Raw genomic sequence first — 23,820 nt, 5'->3', positions numbered from 1 at the left:
TTATTTATACATTAATATACCAATTTGCTATATGTAATTCAATCATTACTATCAATCCATGTCCAATTATTACTCTACCAGCGAAGGAAATCCAGCTCGCATTTAATAAATTGGTCAAAGGCCATAGGGTACAGGATTCAGCTTAAAAATATCATAGATATGTCGTTACTCAACATGAATGATGTTTATACTGTAATAGACTTAAACAATTATAAGAGAAGGTGCTTGTATGAATCGTCAACAAACTGAACAATTATGGCGTGAAGAAAAATATCGTGTTATGTTTCATAGCCAAAAACATTACAATCAGCTTCGGCAAGCAATGCGCGATTTACTCCCCCATGAACAAATTGAACAATTAATCGAAGCAGCATTACAACAAACACCTACTGATGGCAGCATGCGCAATGCGTGCCAGCATATGTGGGGTTATTTCCGTAAAGTTGCCACAATAGAAGAAAAGCAACAATACGAGCAACTGCTCATCACTGGTAAAATAACGGCGCTTCTTTACTTTTTACAGCAATTAGCGATACAATATAACATTACATATTTACGAGAAAGTACTATTTTAAATATTACATTTCTCTAAAATGAACCTCTTAGGAGAACCGACATGAACAAAAATCAAGACAATACAGAAGTTATCTACCTATCGAATCCATCCGAACGTATAATGCATCCATTCTATCATAAACAAATCGTCTTTACAGGGGCCCTCTCCACGATGACACGTTCTGAAGCTGCAAAAAATGCGCGAGCTTATGGCGCAATAATGCAAGGAGCCGTAACAAAAGAGACAGATTTCCTTATCCTCGGCAAGAACCGACGAGAGAAAAGCACAAAACATTTAAAAGCCGAACGCTTAATTCAGCTTGGGCATGACATTCAAATTATTGCAGAAGATGATTTTATTTGGCTTATTTCAATGCAAAAATTTTAGCGCCTCCATACAAAAGCACGTTGACCCACCGCATCCCCGCGGTCAATCAACGTGCTTTTTAATAAAAAGAGTATGAATTATTATTTTTTCACTGCTGGTGCAGGATAGTCAAAGCCCTTTGTATCCACTTCGACCTTTTTCATTTTTTGTTCTTCTAACGGCTTATCTGTCGCATCTCGATCAACTGCTACAATCTCATCGACCGTTTCCATACCTTCAATGACTTTTCCAAAAGCAGCATAGTCGCCATCAAGATGAGACGATGCTTCAGTCATAATAAAAAATTGTGAACCCGCAGAATTTGGATTGCCATTCGTCCGTGCCATTGATATAACACCACGTTCATGTTTTAAATTATTTTCAAAGCCATTATTCGTAAATTCGCCCGCAATCGAATAATCAGGACCACCAGATCCATTTCCTGCAGGGTCGCCTCCTTGAATCATAAAGCCAGGAATTACGCGATGAAAAATAAGCCCATCATAAAAACCATCTTTTACTAAGGAAATAAAATTCGCAACTGTATTTGGCGCTACTTTAGGCTCTAGTTCGATCACAATTTTTTTATCATCATCCATTGTAATCGTTACAATTGGATTTTCCTTCACTTTAGATGCATATTCAACATTTTCTTCAGCTGTCTTCTCCTCTTTTGATGTTCCACAACCTGTCAGAACAAAAACGAGTGCCATAAGGCTAACGACAAAATACAATACTTTAGATCGTGCCAACGCTTTTTCACTCCCTATCTAGTCAGTTAATTGAATTATATATCTATAAGATAATGACCGACAACTTTATCTTACAAATAGATATTAAAAACAGAGATTTCAGGTGGAACCATAAAACGAGCAGGGATTCTAGACGTGCCAATTCCTGTATTTACATAAAGCTGCATACCTGTACTTTTGTTAATGGTATAAAAGCCATCATTATATTTTTCAGCCAATGCAGTAGTCTTTGTTTTTATAAATGGTATTTTAATTTGTCCTCCATGACTATGCCCTGCTAATATCAAATTAATAGACGTATCTTTTAGAAGGTCTGCCATATCTGGCTCATGCATAAGGACTATTTGGTAATCATAGTCAACATCCATTGTCGATAGTAATTGATCTGCGTCTGGATTGCCCAGCAAGCCATCATCCAATCCACCGATAAATAGCTTCTTACCATTTAATACAGTGACATTCACTCCACGATTACTTAATAGAGTAAAACCTGAATTCGTTAATAAATCTTCATATATTTTAAATGCACCACCACCGTAATCACGGTTTCCCCACACTGCATATTTCCCGACCGTAGCCTTAAGCTTCGATAAACTTTCAGTTACTTCTTGTTTATGTTGAAACGCAGAAAAATTTTCGAATAAATCCCCTGTAAAAACAATAATATCAGGTGATAATTGATTAACCTTTTCGACTAACGCGTTCAATTGGTTTACCGTATAAGTTTCACTAACTTGAATATCGGACAGTTGAACTACTTTCAATGCTTGTCCTTTGTTTTCATGTAAATCATATGTATGAACGACAAGTCTAGTTGGTTCAATTTTAAAAGCATATCCTACAAGTAACGCTATTAATACTATAAGTAATAAAACTATTTTCACAATCCTTTTAACACTCTTCATTCGAATGTAAATGCCCCTTTCAAACCGATAACCGTTTTTATAAAGGTGCGTATTATTGTCCTTTTATGATAGCCGCAAAAGTATTCAATAAATAAAAAGAACGTGCACTACATAGATGCTCGTTCTTTGTTTTATTTTGATTCAAATTATTTAAACCACAACGTAAAACGAATATACGAGTCCACTAACACCACTTCATACTGTATATCATTTTTGGCTACGATGCTAGTACGACTCTCGTATTTTTGAAGATAATCTTTATTTCGATATGTCGATAAAAGAATTAGGATTTCCCGAAAGTCATAATATGAATCTGATCCAGTGCAAAGCCAAAGAATTATTATATATGTAAAGGCACAGTTCGTAATTTAGTACATCTAGTAATGCTTCATTAGAAAAAGATTAATAGCCAGCTTTCAGCGAACTACCGTCAACTGGCTACAAAATACTTTTTTAAGAAAGTTCATAACGTGGTGTGATACAGAATTCTCCTGCAGCAGGTAGTACTTCTGTTGCACCTGTGGCAAATACACGAATCGTATCGAATCGTGAAATTGTAAAAGTAAAAGCACCACCAATTGGGATAGCAGTTTGTCTTACGACTGTACCACCAGTACCTGCAACAGGGTCAGCTCCTTTAACAAATTGTATTGTAAGTGGAAAGTTACCTATATTTTTTATAAACCCTGATGCGAAAATAACCTCGTTTGCATTAGTAGCGTAAATGATTTCAGCGCCAACTACATCGTCACCTGCAACTGTGAAACTATTACATACTTTATCTTGTACATATTTTTTAGGTTCACAACAACTGAAATTACCAACAATATTTCCATTAGAACCTTGACACATAAATTATATTCAACTCCTTACTCACCTGATTTATTCGTTCTCTATAGTAAATGCTTTATGTTCGAAAGAATTTAGACTACTGTAACGCTAAATTAAATAGATAAAAAGTAATTAAAAGCCCATAATTTTTTTTGAATTGCCTATTCTCTCAACTACTTCTGTATAAATAATTGACAGACGAATGCTCGAACATGGCCGTGACCACATTTATGGTAAAAACATAGTCTAGATAAGACTATTACTTTGAAGGGAGGAACAAGGGGAATCATGCAAAATGAGAAACCATCCGTTCATTGTGTAAAGGTATCTAAAATATATGATTGGGTTAATAATTCCACGGTTATAAAGTTAAGAGAAATGATTCAACTAGAGCAAAAAAAGTTTGATGATTATATTTGTTGTGATTTTTCGGTTCCGAGTGGACAATTGGAACGCACCATTTTATGGACAACATACGGCATTAATCAAATCGGTGGCTCTATTTGCATAAACTTTAAAAGCGGCTATGGTAATATTTTATCTGTATTTGTAAATGGTGAAAAACAAGCAGAAGTTAACGAAGGTAGTTCATTTTCAGCAACCTTTACACATCTTGACTCGATAGAAGTCCAATGTATTGGAAATACACCAAACTGCCATGGGGAATTTAAAATTATGTTCCATTATCATCCAGGCAATGATTACAAACTAAATTCACCGAGAGATATTAAGCAAACAATTTGTTATGTATCGGATTGTCATGGGAACCCTATTTCTTCTGATAGTGGTAGCTCAATTACATGCAAAGAATTGACTTGTTCAGATAATAGAGAGTGCGTTCATGTTACAGATGAGCGAGGAGAAACTATTTTATTGCATATAGTCGATTTTTTAGTAGAAGGTTTTATTTGTGTTCAATTTATGAATAATCAAGGAGAAATTTGTTCTAAATGTATTTTTCCCTTTTCTGAGGTTGAAACAGTCGCTTTATGTGCACCTCCAGGGACAGAAATTAATTTTAAAGTTATCGATGTTAATTGTAGAACTCATATTATTCCATCATCATCATTTCATAATAAGACTAATTGCATAGAGTTGGTGATCATGCTATCCATTTGTCAAAGCATTTATTCTTTTAATAAGGTAATCATTGAACTTATCGCCGCTCTTTGTCAGCCACGTAAATGTACTGACTGTCATTTAGAAGTTCATGAAAGTGTTCCATAAGTAGGTTTTTTTAATTCCTATCCTATAATATTAAAATTTAATATAGCCGTTATTATCGTTAAATTCGAAAGTTAACAAAGAATATCCCTCTTGTTCAAACTAGTTGAGCAGAGGGATATTTATCGCTTAACGAATATTTTTTTTAAACATAACTGCCCCAATAGCTATAAGAGCTACAAAGGAGCAAACAATAAACATCATGGCATACGATGACAGTTGCACGACTATCCCCATAGCCAAGCTCCCAGCCGAAAATCCTAAATCATAGGTTGCAAGAAAGACTCCAAGCAATATATGTTTTTTCTTTTCTGGAATGGCAAACGATATGTAGGTCATAATTGTTGGATATAGCATGGCAGATGCTAACCCATTAAAAATAGCTGATAAATAAATGAAATTGCCGAGCTGCTCTCCAAAGGCTAGCATTGTTGTTCCAATAGTTGATGACAAAAGCACAAGGACAATGAAATACGGATGCCAATGTCCGTCAGAAGGAATCTGTTTACGCAAAATAAACCGACTTCCTACAACGACAAGTGCTTGGATAAATAAATAAACTGCTATATTACCAAGATTGAACTTCAACATATATAGAGGTAAAAACGTCGATATAGCACCAATTATTGTCGAACCTAATATGATTGTCATTGATGCAATAACAAGTCCTTTATTACTTGTCGATTGTTTTACTGCACTTAATAATTCTCGAAACGAAAAAGAAACCAATATCTTTTGTTGTTGTGGTAAAGGGGCACCAATAAGTAAAAGTAGCGGCAAAATCGCTAATAAAATGATACACCCTATTAAGTAGTTACCATTTAATTGTTGCCAAAGTAGTATTGCCACAACAGGGCCATAGAGAGAAGGCATAACCGTTGAAAGTGTATACATTGCCATGCCTTGTCCACGATCTTCATTTTTTAACATATCGCTTATACCTAGTTGCATCGACATTGAAAAAAAGCGAGCACAACACCCTGCAACAAACGCACAACATAAATGCTATCGATGCCAAATAATACATAAAGCGTCAGTGTAACTGCATGCCCTACTAAAAGCCATTTCATCATCACTTTCACACTATACTTCGCTATCATCTGTCCTGCCCACGGTCTTAAAACCATACATACAAACATAGTGATGCCCATAATAAAGCCAATTTCACCTTCAGAAATACCACTTTTTTCTGCTTGCAATGGGAAAATAATTGTTAAAATGGAAGACGCCGTGAAAAATAACATAGATAATACATATAGTTGAAGCATTGCTACAGACAGTGGTGTAAAAGGACGATTCATTAAACTACTATTTTTACCTGTCATCCGATGTTACGCCTACCTTTTGCTTTATCTCCTTATGTTCTTTTTATATGATAATGATAATCATTTTCGTTTAACGATATAGTAGTCTATTCTTTTTTTTTCGTCAATATTATTTTTTAATTGTTTTGGGAGTAGACAAAGCACCTCATTAAAGGCGCTATCAAGGTACATATTTACGTTTCATTTTCTTCTCTTATTTACTATTTTCCAAGATAAATAAAACAGTTTTGCCTCGTTTCTTTTCAATTTACAAACAAAGATCTATGTATTTAAAATAGATAAAAAAGTAGTTATGGGGTGACGTAATGCATAACAGCAATAGTTCATTCATTGTAGCGTCAACAAATATTATCATTATATCTTTAGCCCAAATTTTTTATTGGACAGTTCTAGAAGACTCAATAAATATGATGATTTATCAATTTTTATTTTTCCCTTTTACTTTAGTGCTGATTAATATAATTTTTTGGTTTAGCAAATTTAGACTACAGTTTTATCAACACGTCCTTTTTGCTTATGCTGCGTTTTTTAGTTCGATTATTATTACGTTTATTACCGTTCTATCAACTCCTGCTCAAGAATTGCCACCTGGCGAAATTGTATTATTTGCAGATGTGTTATTTGTTGTTATTACAATAACAATACAGATGATTATCTTGTTGTTATTAAATTCCATAGTTTATGTGGTTTATAGAATCTATCATTCCCGAAATAAAATTTTTAATTAAGGTTGATAATATGTCAATAATGTTCCTTTAGTATTAAAGGCATTAATACATAAAAAAAGCACCCAATAAAGCAAGATATGCTCCCAGGTGTAGGTATAAAAAAAAATAAAATTTTGAGAGCATATCAATTGTGATAGTGAGGTACTTTCAAATTAGCCCCTCTTTACTTCCAAAAGGTTATTTACTTTTTCTTACATAGCAGTTGTATTTTTAATGGAGGACATCATTATTATTCGTAATTACAATATTTTCTTTATTAATAGTTGCACCAACAGAATCTTGTTTGAAAACATTGATGATTCCATCTACGACGTTTTGAATGATTTGGTTATCAAATGTTGACTCCGTGCGCAGTACAACGGAACATGCTATTTCTTGATTCTTTGTAGCGTCTACAGTTGATTCAGAGGTTGCCGATACTAGAACATCTTCACCTTTTAAACCTGTTTGTTCTGCTATGAGTGATTGTATATTTGCTTTTTTTTCGTCAAGCCACTTCATTGTTTCTTCATCGACTTTTTTCATAATTGATACCTTCATTTCACCATTTGGCAATATCTCAGTCAATTCACTTGTAACCTCGGGTTTTGGTTGTCCAATAAGATAGTACGATACAGCAAAAGTCACAGGAAGCATCGAAAATAGTATTGTTTTTTTAGATTTGCTATTCATCGATATCACACCTTCTTCATTTACTTGTTTTAATTAGTAAACTTCTAAAGTTCCTCCCAAAGGCTTTCAAAAATAACAATTTTGAAATATGTAATCGCCCCACCCTTTTTAACGATAGGATACTTAAATTTACATCTATTTCAACCCCCTCCATTTATTTTTTAATAATTTATCAGAATTTTTTAGTTTTTTCAATTAAAAATAGAACATTTTTTTCATTGGATATTCCATCTATAAAAATATCAATTTCATCCAAATATCTCTCTTAAAAAAACGATTTCTCCAGTAAATTTATCGAAAATTCCTAAGAAAATTTAATCAAATGTATAAGTTGATTTTGTTTCAAGAAGAGTCCTCAACGACAGGGGCCACTACTTTGACGATCCCTGTTTCAGCAATCGCTACTCGATACCACTTCTCATCGTAAGCGCAAATAACCCCCAGTCTATAATAGGCAGGGGTTATTATTGAATAGCTTGTTCTAAAGTATTAAAAAATTCATCATTGTTTAGTATTTTAAAATACCTAGTATCGCTACTAAAACATATTTCTTTTTCGTCTTTGAATATATAAATGTAGTAATCCTTATTAGATTTTATTTTAACCCAATAATCGGCATCACTTAACATATATATATTGTTCGATATTTGTAAATGTAAGTTTTGTACAAGGTGGACAATTTGTTTTAGCTGTTCTTCGTCTTCTATAAAAACCGTTTCATATTCCTCTATATTCCCATTTATAATCCCTATTCCTAGCTTCATTTTTTCCGTGCTAAAATCCGCATCCTTAAATATGTCCGACACAGTATAAACTTTTTCAGCTTCCGCCTTAAGAGCAACTTCTCTTGTTTTATTTTCATAAATATCTAATCCCATTAAAGCTATACTGACTAAAACTACAAAAATGACTATTAAAATTGTCCGTTTCCGCATAGAGTTCCTCCTCACTTTTATTTTTTAAAAATTATATCAAATTTCATATATTTTCACTCTACTTAACTATATATTCACATAATATTATCCTTTTTCTGTATAAGTGAATTTTGAACGTTGGATGTTCCTATTATAGTTGGCAAACAACAAAAAAAGACCGTTTTTACGGTCTTTTTTGGCTATGGTTTGTTTTAGTTAGACAAATCATTAAGAGTGATTATTTAATCGCCATTTATAAAAAACTTTCAGCAAATAATCGGAAATCACAAATATTGTTATATATATACTACTTATTGAAACAGTTAAATAAATGCTATCGTTGAACATCGCTTTGCTATTAGACATGACCAAACTAAATATTAAAGAATAGGTCAATGCACAAAGTAAATGCTTAATATACATGACAATTATATTCTTAATTTTACTATAGTGTTCAATCAGGATAGATATCAGTACGGCTACAAGCATTGCAGGTCCAGTAAATGTAATACCATAAATACCGTATGATATGCTGTATGATGAGCCAATAAATAGCGGAACAATAAATATTCCAATTACTAGTGTAACGGCTGCTGCAATCAATTTATTTCTCAACAACTTTTCCACACCCTTTAATCACTTTTTTGTTTCAAAATGCCAGAGTCATTGGATTTGATGACCATATGTACAAACTATTTATATTACAACATACAATTCATAGTATTGCGTTTATATTAATACAAAAATTATCAATTTGAAATCCTTTTAAATTACTTATATTTAAATTCCAAGTTCCTTTTTGGTAAATATTTTTTATAATCGAATACATATAAAGGCTATGCTAAATCTTTCAAACCTATAGCATAGCCATTTCAAATTTAAATTGTACGTTTACTAAAGGAGTAACAGGAGTGGGAAAAATCCACGCCTTTTACGATAAAAAAGGTAATCGATTCCCTGTATAAAATAATGAGGTAGTCGAATTTATTTGACTACCTCATTATTATGTATATAACTTTGAACAAACGGGAAAAATTCAGAACTATCCTCCAAAATGTATTGCTTCATCATCTTGGGCCTTTCGATAATTCCAATTATATTTCTTTCATAGTCTAAAATTATTGTATAGGATTGATTTGAATTTGCTGATTTAAAGTAAATATAAGTATCCTCATTAAAAGCCGGTCTATTAGGAATTATTTTCTTTTTCATCAAGAGGCTATCTAGTATTGAGATAAATCGTTTTGTCTCCTCTTGTTCAATATAATGCGATTGTCTCATATCTGAAATCAAAACATTATTGATGCTCGCAATATCCAATTCTGGTACAGCCTCATTAAAAGTAATTAGTGGTCTAGTGTAAAACCATATTAGCCAAATCACAACTACTATCAACAATAACCATATTTTTTTATTGCGAATATCCATCATCCTCCGTTCCTATTAACCTTATTTTCTACTTTTAATTATAACAAATCACTAACATTACATTAAAGAGAAGTCTGAATATTATGCGATTTAATCTATATATTAAGAATGTGAACACTAGATTTCACCGCTTTCTACCACACACATGGATAGAATCCACCTTCACCTCAAGTGAATCTTTATTTACACCTCACCAACTCCTGGTCTATCAACATATAAAATCCATGTAAATTTTGCGTGGGGTGTGCTATGGTAAATTATCGAGACAATTAGATAAAGGTGGAAAATTATGTTAGAGGTAAGCGATAGTAAGTTAGCACAATATGTTATGCATTATGTAAGTGAGAGTCTTGTTTTCGGGGAGGAAGCATTTTCGCAGCCAGAGGTTATGTTAGAAGCAGCATTTACACAATTAGCCTTTAACAAACTAGACTTTGAACAGCAATATGAATTTTTTCATGAATCCAATATTGGTTTAAATGAAGTATATACGTATGTCAAAGCCATTTTTGATGAGGAAGGTAGTTTCCTTGAACAGTCGAAGCATATTGCCACGCATTTACATAGTGCATCTGGGCATCCAAATATTAAAAGTGGTGAGTTGTTTATCGGCTTATTTGACAATTGTTTGATGTCGACAGAAGCCAAAAAAGTCATAGCCATTGTGAAAATTGAAGAAAAAGAAATGTTTTTAGATGTGAAAAATGAACAAAATAAAATGACTGTCAATGGCATTGACGGCATTAATGTAAAGAAAATCAATAATATGGCCGTCATTGTAGATATGGGGGCGGATGAAGCGCCAGTTGTCTTTATGAAAACGAAAAAGAAAGAAGATGTCGTTTACTGGCAAGAGCGTTTTTTGAAAGTGAAAGTAGCTGATGAGCATTATCATAAAACAAACTTAGCATTAACTGAATGTAAAAAGTATATTTTAAAAGAAGAGAGTTATACCAATCCCGAAAAGTTGGGTCTTTTAAACAAAACGCTCGATTATTTCCGTAGTGAAGAAGAATTTGAAGTAAACGACTATATTGAAACTGTATTTGAAGCAGTTGATTCAACGCAAAAAGATATTATCGTCAATTCAGTCAAGCCCTACGAAACAGTGATTTCTGAAAGTGCTATTGCAAAGGCTGAAAAAAGCTATAAACGGAAAATCAAACTGGATTCCGCAATAGAAATTCAGGTGAACGTCCGTGATATTGAGCAAATGGATGAGCTAATTGAAGTGGGCTTTGATGAGGAAACGAATCGCAAATATTATAAGATCTATTTTAATGAAGAAGTGTAATGAAGGTGTTCTATTGACTGCAATCAATAGAACATTTTTTCATTTCTGTTGAAGTTCGCTTTGAGGGCCTTCCTTCCGAAGTCTTAGTGGAGATTCATAGGTTTTTAGTGGCGTTTTCCTCCGGTTTTATGGCGGTTTCTTTGATTTTAGTGACGATTCATAGGATTCTAGCAAAAATAGCGAGAAATTATTAACATTAATTTTTTCACTTTGCTAAAATTAATGTTAAGTATACTAGTCTATAGGAGGTTTAAAAATGACAAGTAAGCAATTACGTTTATCCATCTTTTCACTTGTTTGCATTGTTTTTTTATCTTTCTACACATTGAATTTTTTTAAAACGACATCACTAGCTAAGGACCTATTGACAGAGATTGATTTCAATAAAGTCAATTCAGGTTTTGTTGTTGATGCTGCTAATGAAACAATACGCGATTTAAACGAGGAAAGTTTAACTACTATTTTATCCACTCTAAAAACAATTGAATTAGAGTGTGTTCAAAAACGCTCAGAAACCAGAGCTATTGATTATATAGTTTCACTTAGCGGTAGTGGCGGTGCATTTAAATTATATCTTTCAAATGACGGTTCTTTGTTCATTGATGGAAAGCTAGAAGAAACATATCAAGTTGTTGATAACCAAGTATTTAATACATTATTACATTTAATATTGCATTAAAACTCAAAAACAGCATCTCCGATTATCTAATCGGTGGTGCTGTTTTTGAAATGAACAAATATTTATTAAAAACCAAAGGTCACAATAATTTTAATATCAATTCGATTTTCCATTATACATTAACCCGGGATACTTCCCCCAATGGTATTCCATTTAACAACAGAACCCTTACCAGATATAAGTGTTGACACTTCACCTGTCGCTGTTTTTTCGAATCCCAGTATAAAATAATGAGGTAGTCGATTTTATTCGACTACCTCATTATTACTTAAATAACTTTTAACAAACGCAAATAGCTCAGAACTATCCTCAAGAATATATTGCTTCAACATCTTTGGCCTCTCGATAATTCCTATGATTTTTCTTTTATAATCTAAGATTATTGTATAGGATACTTCTGAATTTTTGGAATAAAAATAAATATAAGCATCCTCATTAAAAGCCGGTCTATTAGGAATTATTTTCTTTTTCATAAAGAGGCTATTTAGTATCGAGATAAATTGTTCTGTTTCCTTTTGCTCAATATAAAACGACTCTCTCATATCTGAAATCAAAAGATTATTGATGCTCGCAATATCCAATGCTGGTACAGCCTCATTAAAAGTAATTAGTGGTCTAGTGTAAAACCATATTAGCCAAATCACAACTACAATCAACAAAATCCATATTTTTTTATTGCGAATATCCATCTTCCTACGTTCCTTCCAAAAGCTCATTTTCTTTTTTAAATGATATCAAAACCAAGCAATGCAATAATATTGAATCAGAATCTCTTCACGGATCTCTATCGGCGATTTCCATGAGGTTACCGGCGATTCATAGGCTTCTATCGGCGATTTCATCAAGTTTATCGGCGATTTCCCCTGCTTTATCGGCGATTTGCTTATCGCTGCCAGCTCTTCTGTATCTTCCGAATATAAACAATTTGCCCAATATGATAGGCGTTATGTGTCGTTACATTCCCCACTACTTGCCACCAGTTTGCATTAAAGTAGCCCTGAACTTCACTTTCTAATTGCTGTGCCGTTAATAATTCTTGCCAATGTAATAGCACTTCTAAAAGTTGTTGTTGCAGTTCTGAAAATGTTTTATTTTTTGGAATAGTAAACGTACTGTCATTACTTTCTACCGCCTGAACTGCATGTATACTCGCTTCTTTATATCTCGTTTGCCATGTCTCATTCCAATAGAGCAAATGTTGTACTATTTCAGCAATACTATTGCTCTCATCATTTACCTTCCAGAGAGCTTCTTCTTCTGTCAGATTTTTAATCGACTCTGTAAATGGGACGTACCAACTTGGATCGTTTGCATTTGCTAATAACTGATCAGATAAAACATCTTTTGGGTGAAACACTTCTCCCCACTCCTTTTCAAAACGTTAATTATTGTTAACATTCTCTTTTAATGAATATTTCCCTCTTTATAACCTTTCAACTTTGAGGGCAACCCCCAAAAAAAGATGTTCAAAAAGGACCAACACCCTTTTGAACATCTGTAATTTATTTTAACGGAATCTTCAATTCAATATTTTCCCCAATAGGATTGAAGTAATAGTCTATTAATATTTTGGCTTTCCCATCGTAATTTTTAAAGGTCTCCGTTGCGTATAGATACTCATCATCATCTGAGTATGAGCCCCCTGCAAATTCTAACACCGTGCCATCTGCTTTTAGAGCATTCTGAAAGAACATATGGCGCTCGCGATTATCCCATTTCTTTGCAGCAGTTTTTAGACTTTGTTGCTCTATAGATATATCCCAATCTAAATAATCTGGTTTTGAGATTATTTTCTGTGTTCCAAAATCAACTTCAATAAAGTCCTCACCCTTTGGCACAGCTTGTACAGCGCCAATCATAACTGTCAATGACTCTGGATCATCGAAATAATTACTTTGCAAGTATACCGTGAATTTTCCATCAGAATTATTTCTGTATATTGATGAGCGATTTCTAACTGTTTCTCTACGCTCACCACTTTCCGTCATGACAGCAATATCTTCCAATGCTAATATTTGCATTGTATTTTCCTCGTCTACTTCAATATCCAGTGCCAATTTTAGTGGAGTACGGCGAATTTGTTTAATCGTAAGTTTCTGACCTTGGACATCTATAGTACGATTCGCATTAAAAACTTTTTCCTGTGCGATTTCATTTTGTAGTGAAAACGGTATAGTTATTTTAATGTTCCCTTTTTCTTTATCATTAAAATGAAAAATAGCTTTAAAATCCTTTGAAGTATAGGCGATTGGCTCTGAAAAACCAAACTCAACTGAAGAAGATATGTTTGTTTGATTACTTGCATTGTGCGTGAAGGAACAACCGCATTCAATTTCATCCTCTCCCTGGAACAATTGCACTTTCTCCAAAAATAATTCAAACGGAGCATTAGCATCATAGTACAGGACAAAACCCGAATGATCTGCAATTACGCCTTGCAATGTAAGCGATAGGTCATTTTTTGTCTGGGTCGCATTGATTTCTTCATAGTAATTATTATCCACAATATCCTTTATCCCTTTATCTCTGGCAACCGCTGAGACAATCGCTTGAAAGCCAGGTATTTTTGCAATTTGACTTGCAATTGTTGGCGATACACGAATAGAAAATAAAAGACTTAGACAACACAAAAATACGATGGCAACCGAAACAATGCGCTTCTTTTTTCTTTTTTCTCGCTTCACTTTACGAAACGTATCCATTCGAATTTGTTGAAGTTTGTCCTTTGGAACGTCAATCGGTAGTTTACTCATAACCAGTCCTCCTTTTCTCTTGCGAAGGTTCTAAGTTTTTTTAGAATGTGATGAAGCTTCGACTTTACAGTACCCTCAGGAATTTGATTGAGCTCGGCAATTTCTTTGTTTTTAAGTTGCTGGAAATATTTCATATAGACGAGTTGCTGCTCTGATAAGGTTAATTGCTCTAACAATTTCTCAATATCTGAGTAAATGGCCCATTCAAATAAGTGATATTCTTCAATTTGAATTGTTTGTTGGCGTTTACGTAAATGATCTTTACAACAATTGATTAAGACGCGCACGAGCCATGTTCTGGCATATTCGTGCTGTTGAACGGTATGCATTTTTTTTAGTGCCTTATAAACTAGCTCCTGCATTACGTCTAAGGCGTCTTGCTCATTTTTCATGTATGTAAAAGCCATGCGATATAAAATATCTTCATCCATTTCAATCAGAGAAAGTATCGCTTGATGATCGCCACGTATAGCACGCTGTGTAATTTCAAATTCCATCCTTTTCGCCTCCTTCCTTCATTAGACTGTAAAATACTTCATTTCGTTCAAAAATTTTAAAATATTTATAAACTATTATGTAAGATAAATAAACTGTTCGCTAAATAAAAAGAATCCATTTTAAATGGATTCTTTTTATTTAAAACACATTTATTATTTTAATTTCTTAATATCCTCAATGAGCATTTCAACATCTGCCTTTTTCGTTGCCCAGCTCGTACAAAATCTTACGACACTTTGCGTAGCATCGACCTGTTCCCAAAAGGAAAATGAATATTTCGTACCTAATTTAGTTAACACATCATTCGGTAAAATAGGGAACTGTTGATTTGTTGTGGAATCATATCTTAATGCATAACCTTCTGCAACAAACGCTTCTCGAATCATCATTGCCATTTCCACAGCATGATTAGAAATCTCATAGTATAAGCCATCTTCAAATAACGTCTCAAATTGAATTCCTAACAATCTCCCTTTAGCGAGCATGCCGCCATTTTGCTTAATAAAATAGCGAAAATCTTTTTTAAGGTTTTCATTTATAATGACTACCGCTTCCCCAAACATTGCACCTACCTTTGTTCCACCAATATAGAAGACATCACAAAGTTGAGCAATATCTTCTAAGGATAGATCGCTATCTTTGGACACAAGACCATATCCTAATCGAGCTCCATCCATCATTAACGGCAAACTACATTGTCGGCAAACTTTGCTTAATTCCTCCAATTCGGATTTACTGTAAGTCGTCCCATTCTCGCTAGGATGAGATATGTAAACTAAGCCTGGCTGAACCATATGCTCATGCGTGACATCATTCCAATGTGCATCATATAATTCTTTTACTTGCTGTGCTGTAATTTTGCCATCATCACTCGGTAAAGTAAGTACTTTATGACCAGTAGCTTCAATCGCGCCTGTTTCATGTACTGCAATATGACCTGTAGTTGCTGCAACTGCACCTTGATGTGGACGCAAAATCGACGCGATAATTGTCGTATTCGTTTGTGTTCCACCAACTAAGAAGTGGACATCTGCATTTTCAACGCCACATGCTTTTCTAATATACCCTCTAGCTTTTTCGCAATGTTCATCCATTCCATAACCAGGTGTCTGCTCTTCATTCGTTTCAATTAGTCGGCTCAGTATTTGCTTATGAGCACCTTCCGCATAATCACTTTCAAAACGTATCATTGATTGTTCCTCCAACATATTAAATTTCTCAATTTGTTCATCTGTATTTTCATTGAGTTGATGAAAAAAGAGCTGCCTAGGCAACTCAACGAATTACTACCTCTTTTTTATATAAAATTACTTTGCATTTATAACGTAAACTAGATGATCTGTCCAATGATTGTTCTCGAAGATGAAACCTTTCCTTGTACATTCATAAACCAGACCAACACTTTCTGCCAATTTTATAGACGCCACATTATCAATATTAATGTGAGCTTCTATTCGATGATAATTTAATTTTTCAAACGCTAAATCAATCGCTGCTTTTACAGCCTCTTTACCATAACCATGTTTCCAAAATTGATTATGTATTGTGTAACCGAATCTAGCCCATTGAAATTCTCTTCTCATAATTGTCGAAAAGTCTACAAAACCAATATGAGCATTATCGTCTTTTCTAAACACGCCAAATATATAAACTTTGTCATCAACAGCCATTTGAAAATGTTCAGCCACTAAATCACGAAACCACTCTTTTGTACAAATGCTCATATCTATTTTACCTTCATCGTATTTATGCTGAGAAGGTAGACGATTTTCATATTGCATAAGCCACGAAGAATAATCTTCCTCTTCTAATAAACGGATAATGAGTCTATCTGTTTCAGTTCTTATCTTATTCAATAGAACACCTCATCTAATATTATTTCTAATAGATATATAAGTTCTGCTGAAATATGATAAATCCTTCTTCCCATATACTGCTCCTATAAGAGGCTTATTCATATAAGCTGAGCGTTGCTAAAATTTCCTTTGCGATTTCATCCAGTTCTTCCGCACGTTCCATATTTGTAGGATTTTCGGCTACCTTCGATAAATAATCTTTAAATTGAACTTTTGACGCTACAGGCAATTTAATCACTAGAAAGTGGAGAAGAAACCACTTCCAATTATCATCCTCTGACGATAATACAGCTTGCACATGGGGGACAATTTCCTCGGGGAAAGTTAAGAGAATTTCTAATACACTAGGTGCAACTGGCCAGTTCATATCCTGCGTAAATACGAGAAGGTCCTGCAATAAAGACATTTGTGTATCTCTATCCAGTTTTTTAATTTCTGCTACCTTATCAACATCGTATACGCTCCTTGGTAGAAAATCGTCATATCCTTTCAACTTCAGCACTCCTTTTTTAAATGGTAATCATGCTATCATATCAATATCATATTACTAAAGTGAAGTGTTCCGTATGCTACGATTCAAGTTGTACCGCTTTGTGATACAATTCCATCATTTGTTGTTTCAGTCTTTTTTGCAAAGTATGAAAATAAATAACATCCACCTATTGCAATAATACTCCCCATGCCTTGTAACCAACTCATATTTTCTCCCAATAGAAGAAAAGCTAAAATGGCAGTAAATATTGGATTAAAATTTAGGAAAACACCTGATGTTGTTGAGCCTAAATGGAGAACACACATATTCCAAAATAACATACATAAGACCGTTGCTAATACACCTGTATAAAGAATTCCCAAAATGAAAGCAGTATTGATATCGGCAACAGTAAATCTTGGTACGCTTATCGGTAAAAGCATTATTAGGCCAAAAATAGCTGAGTATAAAGTAGACATCAAAGCCGATGTTTTAGTCATTGCCCACTTACTACAAATCGTATATAGTCCCCATATACATACTGCAGCAAGCATCCATAAATCACCTGTATTAAACTTTAATGATAGTAAGTAGTCTATTTTCCCTTTAGATAGTACAAGTAGGACGCCACAAAAGGAGATACTCATGGCAAAGAATTGTAGCATTGTTATTTTCTCTTTTAAAAATATTACTGAACAAATAGCAATGGAAATCATATTTAATGTTGATATTAAGCCAACATTTGTTGCGGTAGTCCGCTCTAATGCTAAAAACTGTAGAACATTAAATAGTACAACACCTGTTAACCCCATGAAAGCTAAAGGAAGTATTGCATTTTTGGGAGGCAAAATCTTTTTCTCTTTCCACCATACAATAGGCACAAGACAAAAGACAGCAATGAACCACCTTAAAGTCGTCAAGGTGATAGGTGAAGCATGTTCAACGAGCGTTTTACTAACAACAAAACTTCCAGCCCATAATAAACAAGTTAAAAGCAACAAGCCATAATACTTCTTCACCTTTTGTTCCCCCACTTTCAAACAGATTTATTCTTCTACAGGATTTTTAGGACCTTGCAATTCTAATTGGTAAAAATCCAAGTCAAGCCAACGATTAAATTTAAAACCTGCTTTTTTTATAGTTCCTGAATAGACAAAGCCAAAGTTTTTATGCATATCAATACTTTTTTCATTTTGAGCATCAATTCCAGCAATTAATGTCATGTATTCTCTTTCTGTTGCAATCGCAATTAATTCTGTAAGTAATGTCGTTCCAATACCTTTTTTTCTATAATTTTTATCTACATAAATAGAATGCTCAATCGAATATTTGTAAGCTGGCCATGCTCTAAAAGGGCCAAATGTCGCAAATCCTACCACTTTCTTCTCTAATTCGTATACTAGTATTGGATTGCCCTCTTGCATCTTTTGATCATACCAACCTTGTCTATTTTCAAGAGTTTGCGGTTTATACGTGTAGACAGCAGTCGTATGGACAATTGCATCATTATAAATGTTTAAAATGTCCATTAAATCATTTGGCGTTGCTTCTCTTATCATGTTTTTCTTCCTTTCTTAAGCAATCAATTTGTATTGCTCCTTTTATATTAAAACTCTTTATATACAAGGTAAAATTGAACTTTTTAACTCCTTGCTATAGACTAAAGTTATAGCAAGAAAATCGAGAGTTGGTGAGGAAATGACATTTCAGCAATTTCGCTATCTTGTAGAGATAGCCAAACATAATTCAATTAGTAAAGCCGCTTCGGCACTTTACATAACACAGCCTAGTATTAGTAAATCAGTGCGTGATTTGGAGACTGAGCTAGGAATTACAATTCTAGACCGAACGAACAAAGGGGTTTTTTTTACAAAAGAAGGAACGGAATTATTGTTTTATGCAAAAATGCTACTTGAACAAACAGAGGCTGTTAAGCATCATTTTGATAAAGACAAAAAAATTGGTCTAACGAAGTTTTCCATTTCATCACAACATTATAGTTTTGCCATAGAGGCTGTTGCGAATTTAATGGCGCATTTGAATGAACGGAAATATGAGCTAGCAGTTCGGGAGGGGAAATCCACTGACGTTATTGATGACATATCTTCAAGCAGGAGCATTGTTGGTATTTTATCTGTAAGCGAATTAAATAAACACTTTTTTGAGCGCCATTTCATCTCAAAAGCATTAACGTTTACACCACTGGCTTCATTGAAGCAGCACGTCTTTTTACGCAAAGAACATCCTTTAGCTCATTATGAAACGATTACTTTTGAACAATTACGCGACTTTCCTTATTTAAGCTACCAGCAGGATGATATGCTTTTACATTTTGCAGAAGAAACGCTCCATGTTAACAATATTGAAAAGCTAGTCTATGTGACAGATCGTGGCACGATGAATAACCTGCTCTCTAATACGAATGGCTACAACCTTGGAACAGGTTGCATTGTGAACAATTGCATGAACCCTAAAATCTTCTCGATTCCATTAGAAGAAAGTCAGCTCATTCAAGTTGGATATGTGAAACGAAATGATGTCTTTTTGCCAGAAGAGCTTCTCATTTATCTCGATTTTGTTAAATTAGCATTGGAAAAATCAATGCCTAAAGTAAATTAAAGCACTCTTTACGCTGAAAGAGCGCTTATGTATATAAATCTTTGCAAACGTAGCACCTATACTAATAAATCAATTAAACGGGGATGTTGAACAGGCATTACATCATCAGTAGCTTGTTAAAAATATTTTTCCATTAGCTTTTTTAGAAGATTCTACTGCATCTATTGCCTTGTTTAACTCTGATAAGTCATACGTCGAATCGACGGTCATTAAACGTAATTTTTTTTCATCGATTAGCTTTATTAAATGATTAAAAGTTTCTTGCCACTTACTTGTTGAGACACTTTTATTCCAATGCCGTAAATGAAACATATTTGCTTTCACTTTCGCTTGATTTACTATAGCTGCCCAGTTTACTTGTATCCCTGATAAAAGCCCAATGGTTAAAAACTGTCCATTTGGACGAACACTAAAAGCTAAATCATTACCATCCGCACCACCAATTGAATCAATTGCGGCATCTGCCCCCCTTCCGTTTGTTAATTCCATAACAGTATTAATTAAAGCACTTTTAGAGGTATCTATAACATAAGACGCGCCAAGTTGAAGTAATTCATCTGTATATTTATTACTTCTTGTCACAGCAATTAATTGAAAGCCTATAATCTTTGATAATTGAGCAAAAATATGTCCAATAGCAGAACCACCTGCATTCACTAATAAAACATCATCTGGTTTTAATTTTAACACTTCCGTACAAACTACCCATGCAGTAACTGGATTAATATACAGTTGAGCAGCTGTAAAATCATCAATTGAATTCGGTAAAGAAACGACAAAATCTGCTGATGTCTTTACAAATTCTTGCCATGTCCCTTCCCCTCGTAAAGGTAAAACTCGTTTACCAATAAGATTCTTTGAAACAATTGAACCTACATCTTCAACAATCCCAACTCCTTCATAACCAGGAATGCTAGGTAATGATATGCGATGAGCATACGACCCTCTAATTGGAATTAAATCAGAAGGATTGATAGGACGGGCAAGCATTCGTACAAGAACTTCATTATTAATTGGTGGTTCAATTGTTTTATAGTCAATGTTCAATACATCTTTGGGACAGCCAAATTCGCTAAATTTAATATATTTTGCTTTCATAGAATAATGCTCCTTACTAGTAAAATAATTAATTAAATTATAGCATTTCGAACTAAATCGCATTGACAGTATATTTTTTCGCAATCTTTATCTTGACCTAAATAGAAAGAACCTTATAAAAAATCCTCTCATCTGAAATGATATAGAGATGAGAGGATTTTTAAATTTATCAGTATTAAAGATTTGTTCAACTTATTATCAGTCTAATTTAACAGGTTATACTAGGGTGTTTTAGAGAATACTTTAAACCTTTGTCGTTTCATAGTCAAAACGGGTTAGTCTCTTCTCTTTCCGTACTTCTAATATTTGCGGTATAAAAATCCCTAATAAAATACACACAATTCCAAACCATCGCAAAGGAGAAACGACTTCATGAACAAGTGTAATAGAAGCGATAACCGCTGTTGGTAGTTCGACAGCTCCTAAAATGGTTCCAAGGCCTGTCCCTACTTTTGGTATACCAACAGAAAAACAAATGACAGGTATAACAACACCAAAAAAACCAAGTATTAATGCATATTTCCATAATCCTGCCTGCAGTGTACCATCAATCAAGTATGTCGGTGGGAAAACTAAACAAACAAAAAGAGTTGCACTCGTTGTCATAAGAAAGCTTTTTGAATAAATTGGTACTTCGGTGGAAACTCGTCCACTTGCAAAAATATAGAGTGAAAAGGTTATAGCTGCTAGTAATCCAAAGAGTATACCTTTCATCGATAATTGCTGTCCTAAACCTTCAAATATACCTCCAGCAAACAATGTTCCTACAAATAAAATAATAATTGAAATTACCTTTTCACGACTTGGAACAGTTTTATTTGCAATTGCTTCAATGAGAACGCCCATCCATGTGAATTGAAATAACAACACAATCGCAATAGAGGCGGGTAGTTCTTTTACAGAAAACCCGTAAAAAATGCTTGTTAAACTCATTGTGATCCCAACCGCTAACAGCGATAGTATATTTTTCAAAGATACTTTATGACGAGAAAAAATAATAACGAGCAATAATAGTCCAAACCAGCCAAATACATATTGTCCACCTAAAAGTTCAGGAAAGGTAAAGCCATTTGAAAATCCAACTTTTAGAATAGAAGATAGGACCCCGTAGCTACAGGCACCTAATAAAACGACTAAAGAAAACTTCAATTTTTGCAAAAAAACCCCTCCAAAAAATAAAAAATCTCGTCGACTATAAATAGACGACGAGCGAATGAAACAGAGCTAAAACTCTACAAAATTCCGCCACTCACGAACTCGTGAGTGTTTGCTTATAAAATTAGGACTATTATATGAAAATATTATATAAGTGTCAACACTATTTGCGATTTTTTTGCAATTTAAATAGTATTTCTCAATAGCTTTAATAGCATTAACAAGTTTTATAAAACATTTATTTATTGGAAAATACAAAGTGCTTTATACCCAATAGACCGATAAGAAACACCTTAAATACTAGTACCTCTTTTAATAAAATATTTCCTTGAATCTTCTCTCATTTTTTCCGATAACGCTGAATCGAGTACCTGATTCAACCAATCAAGTGTCTTTTTTTGAAGAAACAATCTCATTTGATTTTCTGCTTCTAACATAACCATGTTAATTGTACAAGTAGAGTTAGTTGTACACGATTGGCATTTCTCATCGTCTTGATACATCACATTATTTTTTAAGATATTTTTGCATTGAAAAATTGGCTTAATACCTTCGACTGCTCGAATGACATCCCAAAAAGAAATATTAGTTGGTTCCTTAGCCAGTTTATAACCACCATTCACACCAGGAACCGAAATTACAATGCCAGCCTTTGATAATTTACTGAAAACTTTCGATAAATAGGTTTCTGATAATCCTTGAAACTCTGCTAAATCTTTAATTCCAATTGTTTCATCAGAAGGTATATCGATCAAATACACCAAACTATGTAAAGCATATTCCACCATTACACTATACTTCATATTTATTCACCTACTCCTATAAGAAGATATTTTAATATTTCGCATAGAAAAATACAATAAGTCCACATCATTGACGGAAAAAGAAAAAAGCTATATATTAATTACAGACAAATTCTATCCACGATTAAAATTGTCTACAATCGATATTATATAGGAATTTTTAGGAGGAACACAACTTTGAGTAAACTTTTAGTCATCAATGCGCATCCTGAATTCGATTCTACAACTTCCGTTAGTTTAGTTGGCTTACGCAATTTTATGGACTTTTATCAAGAAGAAAATTCTGATGAAGAAATCATAGAGCAAATTAATTTATATGACGATTATATTCCCCAGTTGGATAAAACTATTTTCACCGCTTGGAATAAACAAGCAAACAACGAAAAACTAACTGATGAAGAATTACATGCTATCTCACGAATGCATGAGTTAGTCCAGCAATTTAAAAGTGCCAATAAATATGTCATTGCATATCCATTGCACAACTTCAATGTACCATCAAAATTGAAAGATTATATGGATAACATTTTGATTGCAAGAGAAACATTCAAATATACTGAAAACGGTTCAGTTGGATTATTAAATGACGGTCGAAGTATGGTTATTATCCAAGGAAGTGGTTCTATTTATACAAATAACGATTGGTATACAGAAGTAGAGTACTCACATAAATATTTGAAATCTATGTTTAATTTTATAGGCATAGAAGATTATAAAATTATGCGTGTTCAAGGATCTTCTATAATAAATCGTGAAGAACTTTTAAAAAATGCTGCAACTGAAGCACAGCAATTAGCGTCACAATTAGCTACTAAATAATGAAATTAAAAAGGGAAGAAAGCGATATTTTCTGCTTCTTCCCTTTCTACTATTTATTTCCGAAAGACATTAT

General features: G+C 33.7%; 27 protein-coding genes, 1 pseudogene and 1 other annotated feature (1 of these 29 cut by a window edge). Of the genes and pseudogenes, 7 read left to right on the top strand and 21 right to left on the bottom strand.

The genetic code is table 11. From position 1 onward, the window contains the following. Positions 1–2: a binding site (T-box leader), on the bottom strand (it extends 210 nt beyond the left edge of the window). 227 nt (positions 3–229) lie between these two features. Both FH508_RS06435 and FH508_RS06430 read left to right on the top strand, forming a co-directional pair. Beyond that, the gene (locus tag FH508_RS06435) at positions 230–592 is read left to right on the top strand and encodes a YbgA family protein (protein WP_173478204.1); all 363 of its coding nucleotides are present in this window, start codon (positions 230–232) and stop codon (positions 590–592) included. A 24-nt stretch (positions 593–616) separates the two neighbouring features. Further along, positions 617–943, top strand: a complete 327-nt coding sequence (locus tag FH508_RS06430) for a BRCT domain-containing protein (protein WP_173478203.1) — start codon at positions 617–619, stop codon at positions 941–943. Between the two features lie 80 nt (positions 944–1,023). Here the strand turns inward: FH508_RS06430 and FH508_RS06425 are convergent, their stop codons facing one another. From FH508_RS06425 to FH508_RS06415, 3 genes are all read right to left on the bottom strand, one after another. Next, entirely contained in the window at positions 1,024–1,635 is a 612-nt protein-coding gene (locus FH508_RS06425; RefSeq protein ID WP_173478564.1) for a peptidylprolyl isomerase, read from the bottom strand. 110 nt (positions 1,636–1,745) lie between these two features. Then, positions 1,746–2,579 (bottom strand): metallophosphoesterase, encoded by an 834-nt coding sequence (locus FH508_RS06420; RefSeq protein WP_173478202.1) that lies wholly within the window; start codon positions 2,577–2,579, stop codon positions 1,746–1,748. Between the two features lie 453 nt (positions 2,580–3,032). Further along, positions 3,033–3,431 carry a DUF3992 domain-containing protein gene (locus FH508_RS06415; protein WP_173478201.1) on the bottom strand — a complete coding sequence of 133 codons (399 nt, stop codon included), beginning with the start codon at positions 3,429–3,431 and terminating at the stop codon, positions 3,033–3,035. 267 nt (positions 3,432–3,698) lie between these two features. Between FH508_RS06415 and FH508_RS06410 the strand changes: the two genes are divergently transcribed. After that, a complete protein-coding gene (locus FH508_RS06410; RefSeq protein WP_173478200.1) occupies positions 3,699–4,637 on the top strand; it encodes a BMQ_0737 family morphogenetic spore coat protein in 939 nt (312 codons plus the stop codon). 126 nt (positions 4,638–4,763) lie between these two features. Here the strand turns inward: FH508_RS06410 and FH508_RS24040 are convergent, their stop codons facing one another. From FH508_RS24040 to FH508_RS06380, 6 genes and pseudogenes are all read right to left on the bottom strand, one after another. Next, positions 4,764–5,063 (bottom strand): MFS transporter, encoded by a 300-nt coding sequence (locus FH508_RS24040; protein ID WP_305068715.1) that lies wholly within the window; start codon positions 5,061–5,063, stop codon positions 4,764–4,766. Positions 5,064–5,204: 141 nt separating this feature from the next. Then, positions 5,205–5,878 (bottom strand): annotated as a pseudogene (locus FH508_RS24035) (MFS transporter); the annotation flags it as partial. Between the two features lie 1,019 nt (positions 5,879–6,897). Then, positions 6,898–7,359, bottom strand: a complete 462-nt coding sequence (locus FH508_RS06395) for a hypothetical protein (RefSeq protein ID WP_173478199.1) — start codon at positions 7,357–7,359, stop codon at positions 6,898–6,900. A gap of 464 nt (positions 7,360–7,823) precedes the next feature. Beyond that, positions 7,824–8,294 (bottom strand): hypothetical protein, encoded by a 471-nt coding sequence (locus FH508_RS06390; protein WP_139860389.1) that lies wholly within the window; start codon positions 8,292–8,294, stop codon positions 7,824–7,826. Positions 8,295–8,501: 207 nt separating this feature from the next. After that, complete coding sequence (locus FH508_RS06385) at positions 8,502–8,891, bottom strand: hypothetical protein (protein ID WP_139860388.1); 390 nt, start codon at positions 8,889–8,891, stop codon at positions 8,502–8,504. A 366-nt stretch (positions 8,892–9,257) separates the two neighbouring features. Next, positions 9,258–9,704, bottom strand: coding sequence for a hypothetical protein (locus FH508_RS06380; protein ID WP_139860386.1), 447 nt, complete (start codon positions 9,702–9,704; stop codon positions 9,258–9,260). A gap of 286 nt (positions 9,705–9,990) precedes the next feature. Here FH508_RS06380 and FH508_RS06375 point away from each other — a divergent pair, with 286 nt between their 5' ends. Both FH508_RS06375 and FH508_RS06370 read left to right on the top strand, forming a co-directional pair. Beyond that, the gene (locus tag FH508_RS06375; protein WP_173478197.1) at positions 9,991–10,995 is read left to right on the top strand and encodes a nucleoid-associated protein; all 1,005 of its coding nucleotides are present in this window, start codon (positions 9,991–9,993) and stop codon (positions 10,993–10,995) included. Positions 10,996–11,251: 256 nt separating this feature from the next. After that, positions 11,252–11,674, top strand: a complete 423-nt coding sequence (locus tag FH508_RS06370) for a hypothetical protein (RefSeq protein ID WP_173478196.1) — start codon at positions 11,252–11,254, stop codon at positions 11,672–11,674. Between the two features lie 245 nt (positions 11,675–11,919). On the opposite strand, the gene FH508_RS06365 is transcribed toward FH508_RS06370, so the two are convergent. The 9 genes from FH508_RS06365 to FH508_RS06325 all read right to left on the bottom strand — a co-directional run bounded on the left by FH508_RS06365 (position 11,920) and on the right by FH508_RS06325 (position 18,812). Next, positions 11,920–12,363, bottom strand: coding sequence for a hypothetical protein (locus FH508_RS06365; RefSeq protein ID WP_173478195.1), 444 nt, complete (start codon positions 12,361–12,363; stop codon positions 11,920–11,922). A 194-nt stretch (positions 12,364–12,557) separates the two neighbouring features. After that, complete coding sequence (locus tag FH508_RS06360; RefSeq protein WP_173478194.1) at positions 12,558–13,031, bottom strand: DinB family protein; 474 nt, start codon at positions 13,029–13,031, stop codon at positions 12,558–12,560. Positions 13,032–13,176: 145 nt separating this feature from the next. Then, the gene (locus tag FH508_RS06355; protein ID WP_173478193.1) at positions 13,177–14,427 is read right to left on the bottom strand and encodes a DUF4179 domain-containing protein; all 1,251 of its coding nucleotides are present in this window, start codon (positions 14,425–14,427) and stop codon (positions 13,177–13,179) included. Beyond that, positions 14,424–14,924, bottom strand: a complete 501-nt coding sequence (locus FH508_RS06350; RefSeq protein WP_173478192.1) for a sigma-70 family RNA polymerase sigma factor — start codon at positions 14,922–14,924, stop codon at positions 14,424–14,426. The genes FH508_RS06355 and FH508_RS06350 overlap by 4 nt, the downstream gene beginning before the upstream one ends. 153 nt (positions 14,925–15,077) lie before the next feature. Further along, the gene (locus tag FH508_RS06345) at positions 15,078–16,115 is read right to left on the bottom strand and encodes a threonine aldolase family protein (protein WP_173478191.1); all 1,038 of its coding nucleotides are present in this window, start codon (positions 16,113–16,115) and stop codon (positions 15,078–15,080) included. Between the two features lie 117 nt (positions 16,116–16,232). Continuing rightward, a complete protein-coding gene (locus FH508_RS06340; RefSeq protein WP_173478190.1) occupies positions 16,233–16,781 on the bottom strand; it encodes a GNAT family N-acetyltransferase in 549 nt (182 codons plus the stop codon). Between the two features lie 94 nt (positions 16,782–16,875). Next, positions 16,876–17,274, bottom strand: coding sequence for a DUF5071 domain-containing protein (locus FH508_RS06335; RefSeq protein ID WP_173478189.1), 399 nt, complete (start codon positions 17,272–17,274; stop codon positions 16,876–16,878). A gap of 83 nt (positions 17,275–17,357) precedes the next feature. Further along, positions 17,358–18,272, bottom strand: a complete 915-nt coding sequence (locus FH508_RS06330) for a DMT family transporter (protein WP_173478188.1) — start codon at positions 18,270–18,272, stop codon at positions 17,358–17,360. Between the two features lie 27 nt (positions 18,273–18,299). Beyond that, positions 18,300–18,812: a GNAT family N-acetyltransferase gene (locus FH508_RS06325; RefSeq protein ID WP_173478187.1), complete on the bottom strand. Its 513-nt coding sequence runs from the start codon at positions 18,810–18,812 to the stop codon at positions 18,300–18,302. A 139-nt stretch (positions 18,813–18,951) separates the two neighbouring features. Between FH508_RS06325 and FH508_RS06320 the strand changes: the two genes are divergently transcribed. Beyond that, on the top strand, positions 18,952–19,872 hold the full coding sequence (locus FH508_RS06320) for a LysR family transcriptional regulator (RefSeq protein WP_173478186.1): 921 nt from the start codon (positions 18,952–18,954) through the stop codon (positions 19,870–19,872). 105 nt (positions 19,873–19,977) lie between these two features. Here the strand turns inward: FH508_RS06320 and FH508_RS06315 are convergent, their stop codons facing one another. From FH508_RS06315 to FH508_RS06305, 3 genes are all read right to left on the bottom strand, one after another. Then, entirely contained in the window at positions 19,978–20,970 is a 993-nt protein-coding gene (locus tag FH508_RS06315) for a zinc-dependent alcohol dehydrogenase family protein (protein WP_173478185.1), read from the bottom strand. Between the two features lie 243 nt (positions 20,971–21,213). Then, positions 21,214–22,128, bottom strand: coding sequence for an EamA family transporter (locus FH508_RS06310; protein ID WP_173478184.1), 915 nt, complete (start codon positions 22,126–22,128; stop codon positions 21,214–21,216). 290 nt (positions 22,129–22,418) lie between these two features. Then, positions 22,419–22,928, bottom strand: coding sequence for an RrF2 family transcriptional regulator (locus FH508_RS06305; RefSeq protein ID WP_173478183.1), 510 nt, complete (start codon positions 22,926–22,928; stop codon positions 22,419–22,421). Positions 22,929–23,105: 177 nt separating this feature from the next. On the opposite strand from FH508_RS06305, the gene FH508_RS06300 reads away from it, so the two are divergent. Beyond that, positions 23,106–23,747, top strand: coding sequence for an FMN-dependent NADH-azoreductase (locus tag FH508_RS06300; protein WP_173478182.1), 642 nt, complete (start codon positions 23,106–23,108; stop codon positions 23,745–23,747). The last annotated feature ends 73 nt before the right edge of the window (positions 23,748–23,820 follow it).

This window comes from Lysinibacillus sp. CD3-6, assembly GCF_006351725.2.
In the GTDB taxonomy this organism is placed as follows: Bacteria; Bacillota; Bacilli; order Bacillales_A; family Planococcaceae; genus Lysinibacillus.
This window is presented reverse-complemented; position numbering and strand designations above follow the sequence as displayed.

Coding starts and splice junctions, on each gene's coding strand:
- FH508_RS06420 (WP_173478202.1), bottom strand. CDS start 2,579: ATGAAGAGTGTTAAAAGGATTGTGAAAATAGTTTTATTACTTATAGTA.
- FH508_RS06345 (WP_173478191.1), bottom strand. CDS start 16,115: ATGATACGTTTTGAAAGTGATTATGCGGAAGGTGCTCATAAGCAAATA.
- FH508_RS06370 (WP_173478196.1), top strand. CDS start 11,252: ATGACAAGTAAGCAATTACGTTTATCCATCTTTTCACTTGTTTGCATT.
- FH508_RS06365 (WP_173478195.1), bottom strand. CDS start 12,363: ATGGATATTCGCAATAAAAAAATATGGATTTTGTTGATTGTAGTTGTG.
- FH508_RS06430 (WP_173478203.1), top strand. CDS start 617: ATGAACAAAAATCAAGACAATACAGAAGTTATCTACCTATCGAATCCA.
- FH508_RS06425 (WP_173478564.1), bottom strand. CDS start 1,635: ATGGCACTCGTTTTTGTTCTGACAGGTTGTGGAACATCAAAAGAGGAG.
- FH508_RS06315 (WP_173478185.1), bottom strand. CDS start 20,970: ATGAAAGCAAAATATATTAAATTTAGCGAATTTGGCTGTCCCAAAGAT.
- FH508_RS06305 (WP_173478183.1), bottom strand. CDS start 22,928: ATGAAGTATAGTGTAATGGTGGAATATGCTTTACATAGTTTGGTGTAT.
- FH508_RS06355 (WP_173478193.1), bottom strand. CDS start 14,427: ATGAGTAAACTACCGATTGACGTTCCAAAGGACAAACTTCAACAAATT.
- FH508_RS06435 (WP_173478204.1), top strand. CDS start 230: ATGAATCGTCAACAAACTGAACAATTATGGCGTGAAGAAAAATATCGT.
- FH508_RS06410 (WP_173478200.1), top strand. CDS start 3,699: ATGCAAAATGAGAAACCATCCGTTCATTGTGTAAAGGTATCTAAAATA.
- FH508_RS06320 (WP_173478186.1), top strand. CDS start 18,952: ATGACATTTCAGCAATTTCGCTATCTTGTAGAGATAGCCAAACATAAT.
- FH508_RS24040 (WP_305068715.1), bottom strand. CDS start 5,063: ATGCTAGCCTTTGGAGAGCAGCTCGGCAATTTCATTTATTTATCAGCT.
- FH508_RS06390 (WP_139860389.1), bottom strand. CDS start 8,294: ATGCGGAAACGGACAATTTTAATAGTCATTTTTGTAGTTTTAGTCAGT.
- FH508_RS06350 (WP_173478192.1), bottom strand. CDS start 14,924: ATGGAATTTGAAATTACACAGCGTGCTATACGTGGCGATCATCAAGCG.
- FH508_RS06380 (WP_139860386.1), bottom strand. CDS start 9,704: ATGATGGATATTCGCAATAAAAAAATATGGTTATTGTTGATAGTAGTT.
- FH508_RS06395 (WP_173478199.1), bottom strand. CDS start 7,359: ATGAATAGCAAATCTAAAAAAACAATACTATTTTCGATGCTTCCTGTG.
- FH508_RS06375 (WP_173478197.1), top strand. CDS start 9,991: ATGTTAGAGGTAAGCGATAGTAAGTTAGCACAATATGTTATGCATTAT.
- FH508_RS06325 (WP_173478187.1), bottom strand. CDS start 18,812: ATGATAAGAGAAGCAACGCCAAATGATTTAATGGACATTTTAAACATT.
- FH508_RS06415 (WP_173478201.1), bottom strand. CDS start 3,431: ATGTGTCAAGGTTCTAATGGAAATATTGTTGGTAATTTCAGTTGTTGT.